Below are 18,867 nucleotides of genomic sequence, written 5' to 3'. Positions count from 1 at the left end.
AGGCAGGTGGCGAGACCGAGGAAGGCCTCGTGGATGTCGTCGCGTCGCTCCCAGCGGATCCGCAGGCGGCGAAAGCCGTGCAGCCAGGCGATGGTGCGCTCGACGACCCAGCGGAAAATGCCCAGGCCAGAGCCGTGTTGCACGCCTCGCTCAGCGATGACCGGGCGGATGCCGCGCTGCCACAGTAGGCGCCGGTATTTGTCGTGGTCGTAGCCGCGGTCGGCAAGCAGCGTGTCGGGTCGATGTCTGGGGCGGCCGACGACGCCGGCAACCGCCGGGATCTTGTCGAGCAGGGGCATCAGCTGGGTGACGTCGTTGCGGTTTCCACCGGTCAGCGACACCGCGAGCGGGATGCCCTGGCCGTCGGTGAGAACGTGGTGCTTGCTGCCCGGCCGTGCGCGATCGACCGGGCTGGGACCGCTTTTGGGCCCCGTCGAGCGGCCCGGACGTGGGAGGAGTCGATCACCGCCCGGGACCAGTCCAGCTTGTTCGCCGCCCGCAGCTTCTTCAGGAGCACCAGGTGCAGTTCGTCCCACACGCCGGCCTCGTTCCACGCGGCGAGGCGCCGCCAGCAGGTCATGCCCGAGCCGAAGCCCAGTTCCTGCGGCAGGTACTCCCACTGGATGCCCGTGTGCAGGACGAACAGGATCCCGCACAGCGCCTGCCGGTCCGGGACTCGCGGTCTGCCCTCGACCAGCTTCGGACCCGGCACGGGCAGCAACGGCTCGATGAGCGACCACAGTTCGTCCGAGACGATCCAGGGCCGCGACTGACGTTTCCCCACGATCGGACCAACGACCAGCCAATCCGAAAGTCACATGATCAACGGCTTCTGTTAGGACCTCTAAGTCCTGGCCTGGCCCGGAAACGTGGTCTCGGAAGGGTGCCGACTGGGCAACACACCTGGTCGGCACCCTCTTGCGTGCTCCTAGAAGAAGCCGAGCTTCTTCGGCGAGTACGACACGAGCAAGTTCTTCGTCTGCTGGTAGTGCTCCAGCATCATCTTGTGTGTCTCGCGGCCGATCCCGGACTGCTTGTAGCCGCCGAAGGCGGCGTGGGCCGGGTAGGCGTGGTAGCAGTTGGTCCAGACGCGGCCTGCCTGGATGGTGCGGCCTGCGCGGTACGCGGTGTTGATGTCGCGGGTCCAGACGCCGGCGCCGAGGCCGTAGAGGGTGTCATTGGCGAGCTTCATGGCGTCGTCGAAGTCGTCGAACGACGTGACCGAGACGACCGGGCCGAAGATCTCCTCCTGGAAGATCCGCATGCGGTTGTCGCCCTCGAAGATGGTCGGCTGGACGTAGTAACCACCCTTCAGTTCGCCGTCGTACTCGATGCGCTCGCCGCCGGTGAGCACCTTGGCGCCCTCCTGGCGGCCGATGTCCAGGTAGGAGAGGATCTTCTCCAGCTGGTCGTTGGACGCCTGGGCGCCGATCATCGTCTCGGTGTCGAGGGGGTGGCCGGGCTTGATGAGCTTGGTGCGGGCGACGGCGGCCTCGATGAACTCGGCGTAGTGACCGCGCTGGACGAGCGCACGGGACGGGCACGTGCAGACCTCACCCTGGTTGAGGGCGAACATCGTGAAGCCCTCGAGCGCCTTGTCGCGGAAGTCGTCGTCGTGCAGCCACACGTCGTCGAAGAAGATGTTGGGCGACTTGCCGCCGAGCTCCAGGGTGACCGGCTTGATGTTCTCCGAGGCGTACTGCATGATCAGCCGCCCGGTCGTGGTCTCACCGGTGAACGCCACCTTCGCCACCCGGGGGCTGGAGGCCAGCGGCTTGCCCGCCTCCACCCCGAAGCCGTTGACGATGTTCAGCACACCCGGCGGGAGCAGGTCGGAGACGAGGCTCATCCAGAAGTGGATCGACGCCGGGGTCTGCTCGGCCGGCTTGAGGACCACCGCGTTGCCCGCGGCGAGCGCCGGGGCGAGCTTCCAGGTCGCCATCAGGATCGGGAAGTTCCACGGGATGATCTGCGCGACAACGCCGAGCGGCTCGTGGAAGTGGTACGCCACGGTGTCGTCGTCGATCTCGCCGAGCGAGCCCTCCTGCGCGCGGATCGCTCCCGCGAAGTACCGGAAGTGGTCGATCGCGAGCGGGATGTCGGCGGCCAGCGTCTCGCGGACCGGCTTGCCGTTCTCCCAGGTCTCGGCCACCGCCAGGGCCTCGAGGTTGGCCTCCATGCGGTCGGCGATCTTCAGCAGGATGTCCGAACGCTCCGTCACCGACGTACGGGCCCAGCCCGGCGCCGCCGCGTGCGCCGCGTCCAACGCCCGCTCGACGTCCTCCGCCGTGCCGCGCGCGATCTCGGTGAACGGCTGCCCGTTGACCGGCGACGGGTTGTCGAAGTACTGGCCGCGCGCCGGCGGGACGTACTCACCGCCGATGAAGTGGTCGTAACGCGGCTGGTAGGAGACGATCGAGCCCTCGGAGCCCGGCGTCGCGTATCGGGTCATGCTGCTCTGCCTCCCGGTGAAGTGCCGCCCGCCATTGGACGGCTCTCGGTCAGAAAACTAGACGGGCGGACGTTGCAAATATGTTGCGTTGCTGGTCAACGCGGGTGTGCGAGCTCCGAGTGGCCGCCGGACAGCGGTCGCGGGAGCGGCCAGTTCGGCCTCCAATGCCGCGAGCCGTGCTCGGACGGGAGCCGTCGGCCGGACCGCCGCCAGCGCTCGCCACACCAGCAGATCGGCCTCGCCCCACGGAGCGTGCGCCCAGTCGGCGAGCAGATCCGGATCGCCGTGCGTGATCAGTGCCGTCCGCAGGGCGGCGGCGAGCCGTCGCTGGAGCCGTACGACCGAGGGCGCTTGTGAACCCGGCAGCAGCGGACCCCGGTAGGCCCTGCACGCCGTAGTGAGCGCACCCGCCTCCAGCCTGCGTTCCACCACGGCGACATCGGACTCCACCGGCGCCGTCAGCCGGTACGGGCGTGAGGCCAGGAGCCCCGGTGTCAGCAGTCGGCGCAGTCGGGCCAGTTCGGCGCGCAGCGTCACCGGCGTCACCGACTCGTCGGCGTACAGCGCGCACAGCAACTCGTCGCCGGTCATGCCCTCGGGGTGACGGGCCAGCAGCACGAGGATCTCGCTGTGCCGTCGGCTGAGCCCGATCCGCTGCCCGTTGCCCAGACGGAGCTGCGCCTCGTCACGGCCCAGCGCGCTCAGGAACGGCGCGTCCTCGGCTTTGCGGGGCGGGGCGAGGAGGGCCAGGTGCGATTCGGCCGCCCGTGCCACCGCCTGCACGAAGCCCAGGCTGTGCGGATGCGCCAGCCGGTCCCCGCCGGTGATGTCGACGGCACCCAGGACCCGTCCGGTGCGCGGATCGTGCACCGGCGCGGCCGCGCACGTCCATGGCTGCACGCGCCTTATGAAGTGCTCCGCCGAGAAGACCTGGACCGGCCGGTCCACGGCCACGGCGGTGCCGGGCGCGTTGGTCCCGACGGCGGTCTCCGACCAGCGCGCACCCGGCACGAAGTTCATCCGGTCCGCCTGGCGCCGTGTCGCCGGATGCCCCTCGACCCACATGAGTCTGCCGTGCGCGTCGCACACCGCCAGGAGATGCTCGCCGTCGGCGGCGAAGGTGCCCAAGAGCTCTCTGAACAAGGGCATCACCCGGGCCAGTGGATGCTCGGCGCGATAGATGCCCAGGTCGCCGTCGGTCAGCTCCACGCTCGCTGTCCCGTCGACTCGTACACCCGCCCGCGCGCTGCGCCGCCACGACTCCGCGACCACCGACCGCACCCGCTGCGGCACCGTGCCCGCCATGGTGAACCTCTCGTGCGCCTGGCGCAGCGTCCGGACCCGCTCGGCCGGGTCGGCTCCCGGCTCCAGGGCCACCCACTGATCGGTCAACTCGTCCTCCCCGGACGGTGGAACAGCTGGGATCATCGTCACGCGCGGTGCCGACGCGGACAACCGCCGTGACGCGGGACTAGGCGAAATTGACCAGTCTGATGTAGCGGACCCAGTCCCAGTTCACGCCCGGGTCGGTGTGATCGGTGCCGGGTACTTCGTAGTGGCCGATGATGTGCTCCCTGTCTCTCGGGATGCCGTACTTGGCGCAGATCGTCGCCGTCAGCCGCGCGGACTGCTCGTAGAGCGCGTTCGTGAAGTAGGAGGGCTGGTCCACCCAGCCCTCGTGCTCGATGCCGATGCTGCGGGTGTTGTAGTCCCAGTTGCCCGCGTGCCAGGCGACGTCGGCCTCACGGACGCACTGGGTGACATGACCGTCCGCCGAGCGGACGACATAGTGCGCGGACACCTGTTTCTCCGGGTCGCTGAAGATGTTCAGCGCGCGGATGTAGGTCTCCTGGGTGACGTGGATGACCACACGGTCGATCGTGTAGGCGGAAGGGCGGCTGGAAACGGTGTAGTTGGCGCTGCTCGCCGGGTACCACTCCCCGCCGGGATAGTCCACGGAGGGCCGTGCGCTCGCCTGGGGGCCTGACAGCAGTGCGTAGGGGGCGGCGGCAAGTGCCGCACCCTTCAGGAGGCCGCGTCGGGTCAGGTGGTGAAGGGCCCGCTTCTTTTCCATCGTCCGATGCCTTTCTGAGGGTGGGAAGTTGGGCACAGCCGATCGGCAGCCGACCGTCGGAGCCGGTGCCGGATCGCGTTTCGAGGACGCTGCCGCCGGTCGGTAACGCCGCACACGCGAACGGCTCTCACGTGTGTATCCCCACTGCGTGCGAGCAGTTCAGTGCGACGCGCGGCGGCCGAGGGGATTGGGCCTCCCGGGTTGCCCCGGCATGCGTCCGGCTCACCGGAGTAGGTGTGTTCCCCGACGCGTGTCGTTCCTCGATGCCCTGCGTGTGCGTTCTTCGTACGGGGTGGGGCACGCCGGGCTGGTCCGGCGGTCGCGCCTCGTGTGAATCACGGTACGACGAGGCCGAGTTGGGCAGAAGACCGTGCGACGTTTCCGTGGACAGGGCTGGGCCTGTGGACAACTCGGCCGCCCGAACGAGTGAGTTTCGGCAGACCCGCACGGGGCGCCAGGCCGCGCATCGAGTCGCACCAGGACCAGGCGGCACCGACCACCGCGTCTCAGCGCTGCGGGGAAGTCGCCGTCAGGCCCGTTCCGCCACGACCGCCGGGTCGTCCAGCACCCCTCGCACCACGGCATGCGCAGCGCCGAGCAGCGGCCCCTCCGGACCGAGCGTGGACACCGTCACCGGGCAGGCCGGACCGGCCGTGCGACCGCGCAACTCCGCCTCCAGCGAGGGAAGCAGCCAGGGGGACAGCCCGGCCAGGGCCCCGCCGAGGACGACCGTCTCGGGGTCGAGGAGGTTGACCGCTCCGGTCAGGGCGATGCCCAGCGCCGTACCGGCGTCGTTCAGGGCGGTGCGTACGGCCCGGTCGCCCGACTCGGCGCGTTCCGCGAGCAGTCCGACCAGTTCCTCGTGTGGCTCGATGCCGGCCGCGCGCCGGACCGCCTCCTCGCCCGCGTACTGCTCCAGGCAGCCCCGGCCGCCGCAGGGGCATGCGGGCCCGTCGGGCCGGACCGGCACATGCCCCAGCTCGCCCGCGAATCCCCGCGTGCCGCGCAGCAGGTCTCCATCCACGACGACCGCAGCGCCGATGCCGATCTCCGCCGACACATGCAGGAAGTCGGGAGGTGTGCCGGCGCCGAGCCACAGCTCCGCGAGAGCGCCGAAATTGGCCTCGTTGTCCACGGTCGGGGACAGCTCGGCGGGCAGTAGAGCGCCGAGGTCGGTGTCCCGCCAGCCGAGGTTCGGCGCGCGGACGACCGTACGACCGTCGCGGGCGATCAGTCCGGGCACAGCCACCGCGAGCCCCGCCGCCCACAGACCGTCCCGTTCCGCCTCGGTCACGACCCCGCGGATCAGGTTCGTGAGTTCTTCCGTCACCGGTTCGGGAGCGCGCCCCCGGTTGGAGCCGTGGCGCACGGCCCGGGCGCGCACTCTGCCCCGCAGATCGACGGCGCACACGGCGAGGTGGTCCACGCCGACCTCGGCGCCGATGCCCGTGGGACCGCGTCCGCTCACCGCGAGCGCGGATCCCGGACGGCCTACCCGGCCGGGCCGTTCAGGGCCCAGTTCCTCCAGGAGTTCCCAGCGGATCAAGTCGTCGACCATGGTCGAGACGGCCGCCCGGGTCAGGCCGATGTGCGAGGCGACCGCGGCTCGCGACAGCGGGCCTTCCGCGCTGACGGCGTGCATGACGCGCCCCAGGTTGCGTCGGCGTATGCCGTGCTGGGTGTCCGGCAGCGCGCGCCCCTTCCTCGGCGGGCGCGCGTCGGGCAGCGGTGCGGTCATGCCTCCGTCGTTTCCTCGGTGTTCCTTCGTGCGGCCGGTACATGGCGGCCGCCGATTTCGCGGCACCGACGGCGTTCATGATGTGCCGCCGATACGTGAGTTCGTGGCCGAGCCGTTCCGCTCAGCCGCGTTCCGTATCCCGTTCCAGCAGCGGGGCCGCGTCGGAGAGTACCCCGGAGATCCGGGCGAGGGCGGCCTCGTCCCGCTCCATGGGGTCCAGCACCGGCCCTGCCGCCGTGTTCCAACGGCGGGCCACCGCCGCCGGGTCCTCGCCGGTCAGCAGGCCCGCCGCCTGGGCGGCGGCGCCGAGCGCGACCAGCTCCCTGGCCTCGGGGATCTGGACCGGGCGGCCCGACAGCCTGCGTACCGTCTGCCGCCATGCCGTGCCGCGAGCGCCGCCGCCGATCAGCAGCAGGGGAGTGGTGCGGTCGGCGTCCTGGTCGAGCACCAGGTCGAGGGCACCGAGCAGGGAGTGGACCGCGCCGTCGTAGGCGGCCTGGAGGAGTTGACCGGCGGTCGTGTCGTGGCGCAGCCCGTGCAGCAGGCCGGAGGCGTGCGGCAGGTTCGGCGTGCGCTCGCCGTCCAGGTACGGGAGCAAGGTGACCGACGTGGCGGGCTCGACGGCTTCGCGGTCCAGGCCCAGCAGGGCGGCGATCCGGTCCACCGCGAGCGTGCAGTTGAGGGTGCAGGCCAGCGGCAGCCAGTCCCCATGGGCGTCGGCGAAACCGGCGACCGTACCGGTCGGATCGGCGGGCCGGTGCCGGGAGACGGCGTACACGGTGCCCGAGGTGCCGAGGCTGAGCACGGGGGTGCCCGGACGCAGTCCCAGACCGAGCGCGGCGGCCGCGTTGTCGCCCGTGCCCGGCGCGACCAGCGTTCCCTTGGAGAACGGCAGATCATGGCTGTCACGAACGGTTCCGGCCACCTCGCCGGGACGCACCACGCGCGGCAGCAGCGCCGGGTCGAGACCCACGTGAGCCAGGGTCTCCTCGTCGTACGTCTCCGTCGCGGACGCCCACCAGCCGGTGCCGGAGGCGTCGCCCCGGTCGGTGGTGCCCTGACCGGTGAGGCGTTCGGTGAGGTAGTCGTGGGGGAGCCGCACCGCCCTGGTGGCGCGGACCGACTCGGGCTCGTGCTCGGCCAGCCATGCCCACTTCGTCACCGTGAACGACGGGCCAGGCACGCTTCCCGTGCGCTCCGCCCAGGCCTTCGGGCCGCCCAGTTCGTCCACGAGACGGCGGGCCTGCGGCGCCGAGCGGACGTCGTTCCACAGGAGCGCGGGGCGTACCGGATCGCCCTGTCCATCCAGCGTGACCAGGCCGTGCTGCTGGCCGCCGATCGACACGGCCGCCGCCTCGCGCGCCGCGTCGCCGCACTGGTGCAGCGCCTCGCACAGGGCCTCCCACCACTGGCGGGGGTCGCTCTCCCGGCCCTCGCCGGAGGACACCGTGTGGGGCGCCTGACCGCTCGCCACGACCTCCCCGGTGGCCACGTCGACGACCAGCGCCTTCGTGGACTGCGTGGACGTGTCCACGCCGACGACGAGCGGACCCTCGGCTGCTGACATCGGGCTCTCCTCTTCCGCGGCTCTGCGGGGCGGACGGCGAGAGGCCCCGGCACCGGCATGGTTCGCGTTGTCCGTCGAACCCCGCACGGCACCTGTCGAAGGCCCGCCTCACTGTCCAAGACACCTTGTCTCTTCCCAGAGATGTGTTCGCATACTAATTTGTAAACGGCCATGACGAAATAGCCGTGCGCAGCGAAGGAGCCGCGACATGAGTTACCAGCCCACCCCCGAGGACAAGTTCACCTTCGGTCTGTGGACCGTCGGCTGGCAGGGCAAGGACCCCTTCGGCGACGCCACCCGCCGTGCCCTCGACCCGGTCGAGACGGTCCAGCGCCTGGCCGAGCTGGGCGCCCACGGGGTCACCTTCCACGACGACGACCTCATTCCGTTCGGCGCCTCGGAGACCGAGCGCGAGTCGCACGTCAAGCGCTTCCGGCAGGCCCTGGACGCCACCGGCATGACCGTGCCGATGGCCACCACCAACCTCTTCACGCACCCGGTCTTCAAGGACGGCGGGTTCACCGCCAACGACCGCGACGTGCGGCGCTACGCCCTGCGCAAGACCATCCGCAACATCGACCTCGCCGTGGAACTCGGCGCCCGGACCTACGTCGCCTGGGGCGGCCGCGAGGGCGCCGAGTCCGGCGGGGCCAAGGACGTGCGCCACGCGCTGGACCGGATGAAGGAGGCGTTCGACCTCCTCGGCGAGTACGTCACCGCGCAGGGGTATGACATCCGCTTCGCCATCGAGCCCAAGCCGAACGAGCCGCGCGGTGACATCCTGCTCCCGACCGTCGGCCACGCCCTCGCGTTCATCGAGCGCCTGGAGCGGCCCGAGCTGTACGGCGTCAACCCCGAGGTCGGGCACGAGCAGATGGCGGGTCTCAACTTCCCGCACGGCATCGCCCAGGCGCTGTGGGCGGGCAAGCTCTTCCACATCGACCTCAACGGCCAGTCGGGCATCAAGTACGACCAGGACCTGCGCTTCGGCGCGGGGGACCTCCGGTCCGCCTTCTGGCTCGTCGACCTGCTGGAGAGCGCCGGTTACGACGGGCCCCGGCACTTCGACTTCAAGCCGCCGCGGACCGAGGACCTCGACGGGGTGTGGGCGTCGGCGGCCGGCTGCATGCGCAACTACCTCATCCTGAAGGACCGCGCCGCCGCCTTCCGGGCCGACCCGGAGGTCCAGGAGGCCCTGCGTGCCTCGCGCCTCGACCAGCTCGCCCGGCCGACGGCGGCGGACGGCCTGGACGCGCTGCTCGCCGACCGTACCGCGTTCGAGGACTTCGACGTCGAGTCCGCCGGTGCGCGGGGCATGGCCTTCGAGCGGCTGGACCAGCTGGCGATGGACCACCTGCTCGGTGCGCGGGGCTGAAGCGCGTCCGCCGGGTTGAAGTGCGGGGTGTACCCGGTCTCCCGTCTTCGTAGTCCCTGCGGAGTCCCCGAGATGCGTCTCAGGGGTTCCTCAGGGGCGTCTCAGGGGTGGAGGCTGGAACCGCGGGGCTCGCGAGGCCGTTTCCATTGCAGAGAGCGGCAGTGGCTGCGATGAAGGAGGCGACGCTCATGTCCAGGAACGCGAAGATCGCGGTGGGTGGTCTGGCCGTCGGGCTGATCTTGCTGATATGGCTGCCCTGGTGGGTGGCGCTTCTGGTCATCGTGGGAGTCCCGACCGCCGCCTATCTGGCGCTGGACCCCTCGCAGCGGCGCAGGCTGCGCCGGGTCACGCGGAAGGAGCTGGGCCGCTGACGCGAGCCGGGTCGGTCCTCTCGCCGAGTCGGCCGCGGGCAGACCGCGCGCCGGAGGTCGCGCCTTGCGCGGGTGGCGTGGTTCCTCCGGCGCCGTCGAGAGTGTCCGCTGTCGGACCAGGTGGGCCGTACGCCGGATCAGTTGGGTCGTACGGCCATCTTGTCCAGCGCCTCCAGCAGGCCGGGAAGCTCCGGGCCACGGCCCACCGGCAGCACCTCACCGGGATGCTCGTCGAGGAGGACGAAGGCGACGTCGTCGGTGCGGGCCACGATCGACCAGCCGGGTCCATCGGCGCGCAGCGTCCGGGCGTCTCCGGAGGCGAACGTCGAGCGGACCCGGCCGAGCGGCGGCGGCGAGTCGAGATACGCGCGTGCCTCCGCCAGCACCCGCCGGATTCCGGGATGCCCGCCCTTCGGCTTGCGCTCCTCGGCAGGGGATGCGGCGTCCTCCGCCGCCTCCTTCCCGTCCGCCGAGTCGTCCGGCGTGGCGAAGGCGCTGCCGCGCAGCTGGTTCCGCCATGTCGCCCACTGGAGTGCGATCTCGTCGGCTCCGAGCCGCCGCTGCGCCGGTCCCCAGACCGTGGCGTCGGGCGGGACGAGCGGTTCCATGCCCCCGTCCTCCGGCGACGGGTCGTGCGGTGCGGGCACATCGGGTGCCGCGACGGCGACGGCGAGAGGCCAGCCGGGCAGCGCCGCCACGATCGTTCGCTCGTCCGGCGACAGGTCGTACTCCATACCGCAGTCCCAGGACGCGATGGCCACGGCGACCAGCGACACGTCGTCGATCACGGCCGTCCAGCGGGCCCCCTCGCCGTCCTGGCCGAGAACCAGTCCGTACCCGTCGGCGCACGGCGCCAGTCCCAGCGCCGCACACGCCTCCGGGTAGTCGTCACCCAGCACACTGGGGAACTGTGCCGGTGTCAGCAGCACCGCCGTGAGTACGAACAACGCGTCGCTGGAGGCGACAGCCTCCTCGTCCGTCCCGGCCATCTCAGCCTCCCCAGTGGTTCGTCCGTGGCGCGCACCCTAGTGGGCGGGGGAGAGGCTTGTCACGACTCCACGCACCACGCGGAGCTGGGGCTTTCCGCCCGGACGGGGGCGAATCGCCCCCTGTCCGTCAGCGCCCTCTTTCACACCGCCGGCAGGCCGAGGAGATCATGAGCGACCGCACGAGGGGACATGGACCGTTCCCGGGCGAGGGTGACGACCGCGCGGCACGCCAACTCGCCGACCCCGAAGGACAGCGCCTCCGGCGACACCCACGCGGACGCCTCGTCGATCCCGTCCTGATCGTCCTCGGCGCGCGCCGCCACATAGGCGGCCGCCGCTTCGAACAAGTTGGGGGTACGCCGCGCCGGGCTCCCCACGGACTTCACCTGTGAGGAGGTGCTGTGAAACCTGGTCGCGTACCTGCGAATCGCGTCGAACATGCGGACCGCCTTTCCCCTGACCGGGGTAGTCGCCGATCGAGCTTCTGCCGTTGTTCACCGTAGAGTTGGAAATTCGACGGCAGAAGGGGACATGTCAGTGAAGCGGTTCGCGCGGCTGCGGGAGATCCGGCGGCTGGACCCGGTGGCCGACGCCCACGAGATCTACCGGCTCAGCGCGGCGTTCGAGTTCCCGTGGGACTACACGAGGGCACTGGAACTGGCTCTGTTCCGCACCTACGCCGTCCCGAGCATCGGGCGTCTGCTGGCGGAGACGGCGGAGCTGACCGAACGCACGCAGAAGCGGTACGACGACACCTCGCTGCTCCTCGACGCCGTCATGGAGCACGGCTTCGCCGCTGAGCAGGCCCGCACCGCGATCCGCCGTGTCAACCAGATGCACCGCGCGTACGACATCAGCGACGAGGACATGCGCTACGTGCTCTCCACCTTCGTCGTGATGCCCCGGCGCTGGATCGACGCCTACGGCTGGCGGCGTCTGTCCCGGCACGAGGTCGTCGCCACCACCGAGTATTACCGCACCTTCGGCCGCCACCTGGGCATCCCCGGCATTCCGGAGACCTATGAGGAGTTCGAGGCCCTGCTCGACGCCTACGAAGAGACTCACTTCGCCTGGGACGAGCGTTCCCGGCAGGTCTCCGACGCCACCCTCGACCTGATGGCGTCCTGGTACCCGCGCCCCCTCGCGCCCTTGCTGCGCACGACCACGCTCGCGCTGCTCGACGAGCCCCTGCTGCGTGCCTTCCGGTACGAGCCGCCCGGCGCGGCGGCAACCACACTCGTACGCCGCGTCGTGCGGACGCGTGGCCGACTGGTCCGGCTGCTGCCACCGCGCCGCGCCCCGCACTTCGCCCGCCAGAACTGGGAGGTCAGAAGCTACCCGGACGGCTACCGGACCGCCGACCTGGGTACACGGCCCGTGCCCGGACTGGGCGGCTGCCCGGTACGGCACACGCACACCCCGGTGGCCGACGTGCAGGAGTGAACGGAAGCCGGGAAGCGGCCGGTTGAGGCGGCCACCGCCGGACACGCGCCGGTGTCCACGCGCGCCCGCAGCCCGCCTCAGGACTTGCGCACCGCCAGGGCCAGGAAGTGGTCGTCCTGGTCGACGTACGACGTCATGCGCCAGCCCGAACCGGCGAGGAGCGGCGCCAGATTGGCCTCGGCCCGCAGATCGGCCGGGGTGAGTTCCCGCCCCTGGCGTGCCGCCAGCGCCGCCCGGCCGATGGGGTGGAACAGCGCGAGCACCCCGCCGGGCCGCACCACACGGGCCAGCTCACGGAGGTTCTCGGCGGGGTCCGGCAAGTGTGCGATCAGCCCCGCCGCGAAGACGGCGTCCAGGGACTCCGCGCGCAGCGGCAGCGCGACGACATCGGCGAGCAGCAGTGCCGCGTCGCGGTCCCGGCCCGCGTCCGCCGCGGCCCTGAGCATCGCCGGGGTCAGGTCGGCCCCGATCACCGTCCCCCCGGGCCCGACGGCGGACCGCAGGAACGGCAGTGCGCGTCCGGTGCCGCAGCCCGCGTCCAGCACGCGGTCGCCCTCGTTCAGCCCGAGATCGGCGACCCCGGCCTGGTAGGCCGGGCCGTCATCGGGGAACTTGCGGTCCCAGCCGGCCGCCCGGGCGCCGAAGAACTCCTGGACGTGTGTGTGGTCGTCACTCATGTTCCGCATGATCTCTCACCGGACCCGATGACGCCGCCGCGCGCATGATCGAGCACGATACGACCCGTTCATCGCAACTCTGCGTCATGCTGTGACAGCGTTTGTGTCATGTTGTGACACCTTTCGAAACGCGCCCCCTGCGTACGCCCCTGCCCCGGCTAGCGTCCGTGAGCCATGGGACACATGGACCACGCCGCCTTCGGCTGGCTGACCCCCGCACTGTCGTACGCGATGGCCTGCACAGGTGCCGCGCTCGGCCTGCGCTGCACCGTGCGCGCACTCGCCACCACCGGACGCGCGCGCCGCAACTGGCTCGTCACGGCCGCCTCCGCGATCGGCACCGGCATCTGGACCATGCACTTCGTGGCCATGCTCGGCTTCCGGGTGAGCGGCACCGACATCCGTTACGACGTGCCCCTGACCATTCTCAGCCTCGTCGTCGCCATGGTCGTCGTCTGCGCCGGTGTCTTCGCCGTCGGCTACGGCAAGGACCGCAACCGGGCCCTCCTGATCGGCGGCCTCACCACCGGTCTCGGCGTCGCCGCGATGCACTATCTCGGCATGGCCGCGGTGAGGCTGCACGGGAACGTGAGCTACGACCCCGCCCTGGTCGGCCTCTCGGTGGTGATCGCCGTCGTGGCCGCGACGGCGGCGCTGTGGGCCGGCCTCAACATCAGGTCGCCCCTCGCGGTGACCCTCGCCTCCCTGGTCATGGGCGCGGCCGTCAGCAGCATGCACTACAGCGGAATGTTCGCCGTGAGCGTGCGGGTCGACCCCTCGGGCACGCCGCTGCCCGGAGCCACGGCGATGCAGTTCATCTTCCCGCTCGCCGTCGGCCTCGGCTCCTACCTGTTCATCACCTCGGCCTTCGTGGCCCTCTCACCCACGGCTGACGAGCGCGCGGCGTCCGCCACCGCCCAACGGCCCGTCGAGAAGGCCGCCCGCTAGCGGGAGCCAGGACCCGGCAGCACCGAACCACGTACCGAGCGAGGAGGCCATGCGCCCACCCCGAAGCACCCCACAGGCCGCTGAGTCGACGCAGGCGCCGCCCCCGCGACGCGGCCGCCGCGCGCATGCCGGACCGCCGGCCGACGAGCCCCTGGACGCGCTCCTCGACATCCCACCGGACTACGCGCCCCCGCGTGCGGGCCGCTGGCACATGCGCCCGCGCACCGTGCGGGCCAAGGTGGTCTGCCTGCTGATGGTGCCCGTGGTCTCCCTGCTCGCCCTGTGGGCGTACGCCACCGTCACCACCGCCCAGGACGTCACACGGCTGCGCCAGTCGCAGCGCGTGGACGACGAACTGCGCAGCCCCGTGGCAACGGCCGTCGCCGCCCTCCAGAACGAACGGACCGCCGCCGTCCGGTACGCGAACGATCCGGGCAAGGCCCACGCCGACGACCTCCGGAAGCTCGTGTCCCGCACCGACCGGGCGGTGGCCGCGCTGCGTCTCGGCGACGACAGCACCGTCGCCTCCGGCCAGGAACTGCCCGCCGTGGTGGGCAGCCGCCTGACGGCCTTCGTGACGGGCGCGGAACAACTGAGCACCCTGCGGACGGCCGTACTCGACCGGACGACCGGCTGGGACCGGGCGTACGCCCAGTACACGAAGACCATTGGCAGCGCCTTTGCCGTCGACGGAGCCCTCACCGGAATCCAGCAGTCCGACACCGGCTCCGACGCGCGCGTACTCCTGGAGTTCTCCCGCGCCGCCGAGGCACTGGCTCAGGAGAACGCCGTCGTCGCCGGTACCCGGCCGGCCACGGCTCTGAGCGGCGAACGGCTGCGGCTGTTCGAAGCCGCCGTCACCACCCGCCGTGCCCTGACCGACACGGCCGTCACGGACCTGCCCGCCGCCCAGCGCGCCGCCTGGAACGGTGTCGCGAGCGACAGCGCCTACATGTCGCTCACGGCGAGCGAGAACGACGTTCTCGCCGCAGGCGGCGAGGCGAGGACGGTCGACTCGTCGTCCGGGTCGGTCTGGACCGTCGCGTACACGCGTGTGCAGGACGGCATGGCCGCCGTCGCGGCGGACACGAGCCGGGAGGTCGCGGGCCGCACCGACCCGTTCACCGGGGGACTGCTCAGCCCCGCGGGCGCCGCCGTGCTCTTCGGACTCGCCGCGGTCGTCGCCTCACTGGTGATCTCCGTCCGCATCGGACGCGGTCTGGTGGTCGAGCTGGTGAGTCTGCGCAACGACGCTCTGGAGATCGCCCGGCGCAAACTCCCCGCGGCGATGCGGAAACTGCGCGCCGGTGAGGAGATCGACATCCGGGTGGAGGCACCCGGCGGGCCCCCGGCCGAGGACGAGACCGGCCAGGTCGCCGAGGCCCTGACGACCGTGCACCGCGCCGCTCTCCGCGCCGCCATGGAGCGCGCCGAACTGGCCAGCGGCATCTCGGGCGTCTTCGTCAACCTCGCCCGGCGCAGCCAGGTTCTGGTGCATCGCCAGCTCAGCCTGCTCGACAGCATGGAGCGACGCTCCGACGACCCGGACGAGCTGAGCGACCTCTTCCGTCTGGACCACCTCACCACGCGGATGCGGCGCCACGCCGAGAGCCTGATCATCCTCTCCGGAGCGGCACCCGGCCGCGCCTGGCGGATGCCGGTCTCCCTCACCAACGTGGTCCGCGCCGCCGTGTCCGAGGTCGAGGACTACGCGCGCGTGGAGGTCCGCCAGCTCCCGGCCGCCTCCGTCGTCGGCGCGGCCGTCGCCGACCTCACCCACCTGCTCGCCGAACTGGTGGAGAACGCGGCCCAGTTCTCGCCGCCCCACACCCGCGTGCGCGTCTCCGGCGAACCCGTCGGCAACGGCTACGTCCTTGAGGTCGAGGACCGGGGGCTCGGCATGGGCCCTGACGTCCTCGCCGACGCCAACCGGCGCATCGAGCAGTCCGAGGCCCTCGACCTCTTCGACACCGACCGCCTCGGACTCTTCGTGGTCAGCAGACTCGCCTCCCGGCACGGGATCAAGGTGCACCTGCGCACCTCGCCGTACGGCGGCACCACCGCCGTCGTCCTGCTGCCCACCGCCCTCGTGCACAACGGCCCCGAGGAACCGGACACCGAGGAGCCCCCGGCGCTCCAGGAGCCGCGCCCCGAGTACGCGCGCGTACCCGAGGTGCCGTCCCACCCGCAGGCGGTCGCCGCCCCGGCCGACCGCCCCGTGCTGGCCGTCACCGCCCCACCGGCGCCCGCTCCGGCGCCCGAACCACCGCTTCCCGGAGTCAGCACCTTGAGGCCGCACCACCCACCGAACGACTCCGAGCCCACGGACGACCTCCCGCGCCGCGTGCGCCAGGCGAACCTCGTCCCCCAGCTCAGGCACCAGCGCCCCGAGGAGGCGGCGCCGGAACCCGAACTCGACGCGGACGACACGCGCACCCCCGAACTCGTACGGCAGCGCATGGCGGCCTACCGAGACGGCTGGACGCGCGGCGGCGGCAGGCGGCCCGGCCGCGCCGCCGTCCAGGAGGCCCGAACGGGCAGCGACAGCACCGAAGGAGACCCGGCATGATCCAGAACTCCGACAGAACGGGCGCGCAGCGGTCCGGCGAACTCGACTGGCTGCTGGACGACCTGGTGACGCGGGTGCACGAGGTGCGCCACGCGGTCGTCCTCTCCAACGACGGCCTGGCCGTCGGCGCCTCCAGCGGCCTCGGCCGGGACGACGCGGAACATCTGGCCGCCGTGGCCTCCGGCTTCAACAGCCTTGCCAAGGGCGCCGGACGGCACTTCGGCGCGGGCGGCGTGCGCCAGACCATGGTGGAGATGGACGACGCCTTCCTCTTCGTGGCGGCCGCCGGTGACGGCTCCTGCCTGGCGGTTCTCACGGCCGTCACCGCCGACATCGGCCTGGTCGCCTACGAGATGGCGCGCCTGGTCAAGCGGGTGGGCGAACACCTCTCCTCGGCTCCGCGCATCGTGGCGCGGCCGCCCGCCGCAGGATGAACCGGAAGGGTCGGCACGGATGACCGAGAACCCGCCAGGCGCCCTGGGGGAGCAGGGCAGCCAGTGGTACGACGGCGAGGCCGGGCCCCTGGTGCGCCCCTACGCCATGACCGGCGGGCGCACCCAGCCCGGCCCCACGGGGGTGGCCTTCGACCTGATCGCGCTCGTCACGCTCGACCCCGCCGCACCGGGCATGGACGACGGGACCGCGCTCGGCCCCGAGCACCGGACCCTGATCGAGCTGTGCCGTACCGAGACGCAGTCGGTCGCCGAACTCGCGGCGGACGCGGATCTCCCGGTCGGCGTGGTCCGGGTGCTCCTCGGTGACCTCCTGGAGCTTGGCTGCGTCACCGTCAGCCGCCCGGTTCCTCCGGCCCATCTGCCGGACGAACGGATTCTGCGCGAGGTCATCGAGGGGTTGCGGGCGCTGTAGATGAACGTTCACGACCAGCCCGAGCCTCGTACCTACGCCGTTCCGTACTCAGTCGGCAAGTATTCGGCGGGGAATCAGTCACTTCGAGTGCTTTTCAGTCCGAACGCCCGCAGTGGTACCGGAGTTGTCATGATGCTGACCCCACGCTCCGAGCACGTCGACCGCAGCCGGCCCTCCCGAGAGAAGTGATCATGGCCTCTGAGCACTCCGACGCCGCCGACGACAGCTCCGCCCTGGCGCTGAAGATACTTGTCGCGGGCGGATTCGGCGTCGGCAAGACCACCCTGGTCGGCTCCGTCAGCGAGATCCGGCCGCTGCGCACCGAGGAGATGCTCAGCGAGGCGGGGCGACTGGTGGACGACACCGGCGGCGTGGACCAGAAGGTCACCACGACCGTGGCCATGGACTTCGGCCGTATCACCATCCGCTCCGGCCTCGCCCTGTACCTCTTCGGGACACCCGGGCAGGACCGGTTCTGGTTCCTGTGGGACGAGCTGTCCCAGGGCGCCCTGGGCGCCGTGGTCCTCGCCGACACCCGCCGCCTCGAGGACTGCTTCCCGGCGGTCGACTACTTCGAGCACCGGCGCATCCCGTTCGTGGTCGCCGTCAACTGCTTCCCCGGAGCCCGTTCCTACGGCGCCCACGACGTCTCCCGCGCCCTCGACCTGGACTCGGGCACGCCCGTGGTCCTGTGCGACGCGCGGGACCGGGACTCCGGCAAGGAGGTGCTGATCCGGCTTGTCGAGTACGCCGGGCGGATGCACACCGCCCGACTGCTGGACTCGGTGAGCTGAGGCACCGGTGGGTCGAGGCGCCGCGAGATCCTGGGTTGCGGCGCCTGTGAGGCGAGGTCCTCTCAGTCCGTCATGTCCTTCATCGCGACCACGTGGCCGATGGGGACCCGGACCAGCAGTTCGCCCGGAACGCCGTTGCGGGCGCCGAACTCCTCGGCGCGCTCCTCGCCCATGTACCGCGCGGCGATCCGGGTGGCCCAGTGCCGGACCTGGTCCAGATCCTCCGTCAGACGCGCGTCACCGTTGAGCACCACGAAGGAGTAGGGCGGCCGGTCGTCGTCCACGCACAGGGCGACGCGGCTGTCACGGGCGAGATTTCGCCCCTTCACCGTCTCCTTGCCGGTGTTGAAAACCAGCTCGTCACCGTCGAGCAGGAACCAGATCGGGGCGATATGAGGGCTCCCATCCGCCCTGACCGTCGCCAGCTTGCCGGTTCGGGTGCCGTACGAGACGAACGCCCGCCATTCCTCGTCGGTCATCTTCTGTGCCATACGCCCATCCTGCTTGCCCGGACGCCGGAGGTGGGGAAGGCTGGCCAATAGATCCTCCGGCCAGGGGGAGAGGTCGCACGGGGAGACGGAACATGGGGCATAACCAAGGACTTGGCTGGCTTCTTGACGATCTGACCGAGCGCGTGGACCACGTCCGCCATGCACTGGTCCTGTCGAACGACGGACTGGTCACCGGAGCCAGTACGGGACTGCGGCGGGAGGACGCGGAGCACCTCGCCGCCGTCGCCTCCGGTCTGCACAGCCTTGCCAAGGGATCGGGTCGGCACTTCGGGGCCGGCCGGGTCCGCCAGACGATGATCGAATTCGACGACGCCGTGCTGTTCGTCACCGCCGCGGGCTCGGGCAGCTGCCTGTGCGTGCTCAGCGGGGCGGAGGCGGACATCGGACAAATCGCCTACGAGATGACGGTGCTCGTCAACCGGGTCGGCGAACATCTCCAAGTGGACGTCCGCCGACCCGAGCACACTCCAGTGGCAGACCTCTGACCTGGG

The 18,867-nt window shown here is 71.3% G+C and carries 19 protein-coding genes; 9 read left to right on the top strand and 10 right to left on the bottom strand.

Translation table 11 applies throughout. The annotated features are described in order from the left end of the window. The 6 genes from GTW40_RS25190 to xylB form a co-directional block, all read right to left on the bottom strand. A protein-coding gene (locus GTW40_RS25190) for an IS5 family transposase (protein WP_343245603.1) occupies positions 1-784 on the bottom strand; the annotation gives its coding sequence in 2 pieces (ribosomal slippage) (positions 1-452 and positions 455-784; 782 coding nt annotated over the 2 pieces). This gene is flagged as partial in the annotation. Between the two features lie 144 nt (positions 785-928). After that, a complete protein-coding gene (gene adh / locus GTW40_RS25185; protein WP_161182457.1) occupies positions 929-2,452 on the bottom strand; it encodes an aldehyde dehydrogenase in 1,524 nt (507 codons plus the stop codon). Positions 2,453-2,509: 57 nt separating this feature from the next. Further along, positions 2,510-3,844: a GAF domain-containing protein gene (locus tag GTW40_RS25180; protein WP_161182456.1), complete on the bottom strand. Its 1,335-nt coding sequence runs from the start codon at positions 3,842-3,844 to the stop codon at positions 2,510-2,512. A 79-nt stretch (positions 3,845-3,923) separates the two neighbouring features. Beyond that, a complete protein-coding gene (locus GTW40_RS25175; RefSeq protein ID WP_161182455.1) occupies positions 3,924-4,526 on the bottom strand; it encodes an N-acetylmuramoyl-L-alanine amidase in 603 nt (200 codons plus the stop codon). Positions 4,527-5,055: 529 nt separating this feature from the next. Further along, a complete protein-coding gene (locus tag GTW40_RS25170) occupies positions 5,056-6,264 on the bottom strand; it encodes an ROK family transcriptional regulator (RefSeq protein ID WP_161182454.1) in 1,209 nt (402 codons plus the stop codon). A gap of 121 nt (positions 6,265-6,385) precedes the next feature. Continuing rightward, complete coding sequence (gene xylB, locus GTW40_RS25165; protein WP_161182453.1) at positions 6,386-7,831, bottom strand: xylulokinase; 1,446 nt, start codon at positions 7,829-7,831, stop codon at positions 6,386-6,388. 208 nt (positions 7,832-8,039) lie between these two features. Here xylB and xylA point away from each other — a divergent pair, with 208 nt between their 5' ends. Both xylA and GTW40_RS25155 read left to right on the top strand, forming a co-directional pair. Continuing rightward, complete coding sequence (gene xylA, locus GTW40_RS25160) at positions 8,040-9,206, top strand: xylose isomerase (RefSeq protein WP_161182452.1); 1,167 nt, start codon at positions 8,040-8,042, stop codon at positions 9,204-9,206. A 188-nt stretch (positions 9,207-9,394) separates the two neighbouring features. Further along, entirely contained in the window at positions 9,395-9,577 is a 183-nt protein-coding gene (locus GTW40_RS25155; protein WP_018546467.1) for a hypothetical protein, read from the top strand. 137 nt (positions 9,578-9,714) lie between these two features. Here the strand turns inward: GTW40_RS25155 and GTW40_RS25150 are convergent, their stop codons facing one another. Then, complete coding sequence (locus tag GTW40_RS25150) at positions 9,715-10,566, bottom strand: hypothetical protein (RefSeq protein WP_161182451.1); 852 nt, start codon at positions 10,564-10,566, stop codon at positions 9,715-9,717. Between the two features lie 140 nt (positions 10,567-10,706). Continuing rightward, entirely contained in the window at positions 10,707-11,006 is a 300-nt protein-coding gene (locus GTW40_RS25145) for a hypothetical protein (RefSeq protein WP_161182450.1), read from the bottom strand. Between the two features lie 97 nt (positions 11,007-11,103). Here GTW40_RS25145 and GTW40_RS25140 point away from each other — a divergent pair, with 97 nt between their 5' ends. Beyond that, positions 11,104-12,009 (top strand): oxygenase MpaB family protein, encoded by a 906-nt coding sequence (locus tag GTW40_RS25140; protein WP_161182459.1) that lies wholly within the window; start codon positions 11,104-11,106, stop codon positions 12,007-12,009. A gap of 77 nt (positions 12,010-12,086) precedes the next feature. On the opposite strand, the gene GTW40_RS25135 is transcribed toward GTW40_RS25140, so the two are convergent. Continuing rightward, entirely contained in the window at positions 12,087-12,686 is a 600-nt protein-coding gene (locus tag GTW40_RS25135) for a class I SAM-dependent methyltransferase (RefSeq protein WP_161182449.1), read from the bottom strand. 174 nt (positions 12,687-12,860) lie between these two features. On the opposite strand from GTW40_RS25135, the gene GTW40_RS25130 reads away from it, so the two are divergent. From GTW40_RS25130 to GTW40_RS25110, 5 genes are all read left to right on the top strand, one after another. Beyond that, positions 12,861-13,634: an MHYT domain-containing protein gene (locus tag GTW40_RS25130; protein ID WP_161182448.1), complete on the top strand. Its 774-nt coding sequence runs from the start codon at positions 12,861-12,863 to the stop codon at positions 13,632-13,634. 49 nt (positions 13,635-13,683) lie between these two features. Continuing rightward, entirely contained in the window at positions 13,684-16,203 is a 2,520-nt protein-coding gene (locus tag GTW40_RS25125) for a sensor histidine kinase (protein WP_202486399.1), read from the top strand. Next, positions 16,200-16,637, top strand: a complete 438-nt coding sequence (locus GTW40_RS25120) for a roadblock/LC7 domain-containing protein (RefSeq protein WP_161182447.1) — start codon at positions 16,200-16,202, stop codon at positions 16,635-16,637. Before GTW40_RS25125 ends, GTW40_RS25120 begins: the two co-directional genes overlap by 4 nt. A gap of 19 nt (positions 16,638-16,656) precedes the next feature. Then, entirely contained in the window at positions 16,657-17,070 is a 414-nt protein-coding gene (locus GTW40_RS25115; protein WP_161182446.1) for a DUF742 domain-containing protein, read from the top strand. A 191-nt stretch (positions 17,071-17,261) separates the two neighbouring features. Beyond that, the gene (locus tag GTW40_RS25110) at positions 17,262-17,864 is read left to right on the top strand and encodes an ATP/GTP-binding protein (protein ID WP_161182445.1); all 603 of its coding nucleotides are present in this window, start codon (positions 17,262-17,264) and stop codon (positions 17,862-17,864) included. Between the two features lie 62 nt (positions 17,865-17,926). On the opposite strand, the gene GTW40_RS25105 is transcribed toward GTW40_RS25110, so the two are convergent. After that, entirely contained in the window at positions 17,927-18,355 is a 429-nt protein-coding gene (locus tag GTW40_RS25105; RefSeq protein ID WP_161182444.1) for a PPOX class F420-dependent oxidoreductase, read from the bottom strand. Between the two features lie 92 nt (positions 18,356-18,447). Between GTW40_RS25105 and GTW40_RS25100 the strand changes: the two genes are divergently transcribed. Continuing rightward, complete coding sequence (locus GTW40_RS25100; protein ID WP_161182443.1) at positions 18,448-18,861, top strand: roadblock/LC7 domain-containing protein; 414 nt, start codon at positions 18,448-18,450, stop codon at positions 18,859-18,861. Positions 18,862-18,867: the final 6 nt, after the last annotated feature.

The sequence above is a fragment of the Streptomyces sp. SID4985 genome, assembly GCF_009863025.1.
Classification (GTDB): Bacteria; Actinomycetota; Actinomycetes; order Streptomycetales; family Streptomycetaceae; genus Streptomyces.
The sequence above is the reverse complement of the archived record's forward strand: the minus strand, read 5'-3'. Positions and strand labels throughout refer to the sequence as shown.

Coding starts and splice junctions, on each gene's coding strand:
- xylA (WP_161182452.1), top strand. CDS start 8,040: ATGAGTTACCAGCCCACCCCCGAGGACAAGTTCACCTTCGGTCTGTGG.
- GTW40_RS25115 (WP_161182446.1), top strand. CDS start 16,657: ATGACCGAGAACCCGCCAGGCGCCCTGGGGGAGCAGGGCAGCCAGTGG.
- GTW40_RS25105 (WP_161182444.1), bottom strand. CDS start 18,355: ATGGCACAGAAGATGACCGACGAGGAATGGCGGGCGTTCGTCTCGTAC.
- GTW40_RS25100 (WP_161182443.1), top strand. CDS start 18,448: ATGGGGCATAACCAAGGACTTGGCTGGCTTCTTGACGATCTGACCGAG.
- GTW40_RS25125 (WP_202486399.1), top strand. CDS start 13,684: ATGCGCCCACCCCGAAGCACCCCACAGGCCGCTGAGTCGACGCAGGCG.
- GTW40_RS25155 (WP_018546467.1), top strand. CDS start 9,395: ATGTCCAGGAACGCGAAGATCGCGGTGGGTGGTCTGGCCGTCGGGCTG.
- GTW40_RS25170 (WP_161182454.1), bottom strand. CDS start 6,264: ATGACCGCACCGCTGCCCGACGCGCGCCCGCCGAGGAAGGGGCGCGCG.
- GTW40_RS25145 (WP_161182450.1), bottom strand. CDS start 11,006: ATGTTCGACGCGATTCGCAGGTACGCGACCAGGTTTCACAGCACCTCC.
- GTW40_RS25110 (WP_161182445.1), top strand. CDS start 17,262: ATGGCCTCTGAGCACTCCGACGCCGCCGACGACAGCTCCGCCCTGGCG.
- GTW40_RS25135 (WP_161182449.1), bottom strand. CDS start 12,686: ATGAGTGACGACCACACACACGTCCAGGAGTTCTTCGGCGCCCGGGCG.
- adh (WP_161182457.1), bottom strand. CDS start 2,452: ATGACCCGATACGCGACGCCGGGCTCCGAGGGCTCGATCGTCTCCTAC.
- GTW40_RS25175 (WP_161182455.1), bottom strand. CDS start 4,526: ATGGAAAAGAAGCGGGCCCTTCACCACCTGACCCGACGCGGCCTCCTG.
- xylB (WP_161182453.1), bottom strand. CDS start 7,831: ATGTCAGCAGCCGAGGGTCCGCTCGTCGTCGGCGTGGACACGTCCACG.
- GTW40_RS25150 (WP_161182451.1), bottom strand. CDS start 10,566: ATGGCCGGGACGGACGAGGAGGCTGTCGCCTCCAGCGACGCGTTGTTC.
- GTW40_RS25130 (WP_161182448.1), top strand. CDS start 12,861: ATGGGACACATGGACCACGCCGCCTTCGGCTGGCTGACCCCCGCACTG.
- GTW40_RS25120 (WP_161182447.1), top strand. CDS start 16,200: ATGATCCAGAACTCCGACAGAACGGGCGCGCAGCGGTCCGGCGAACTC.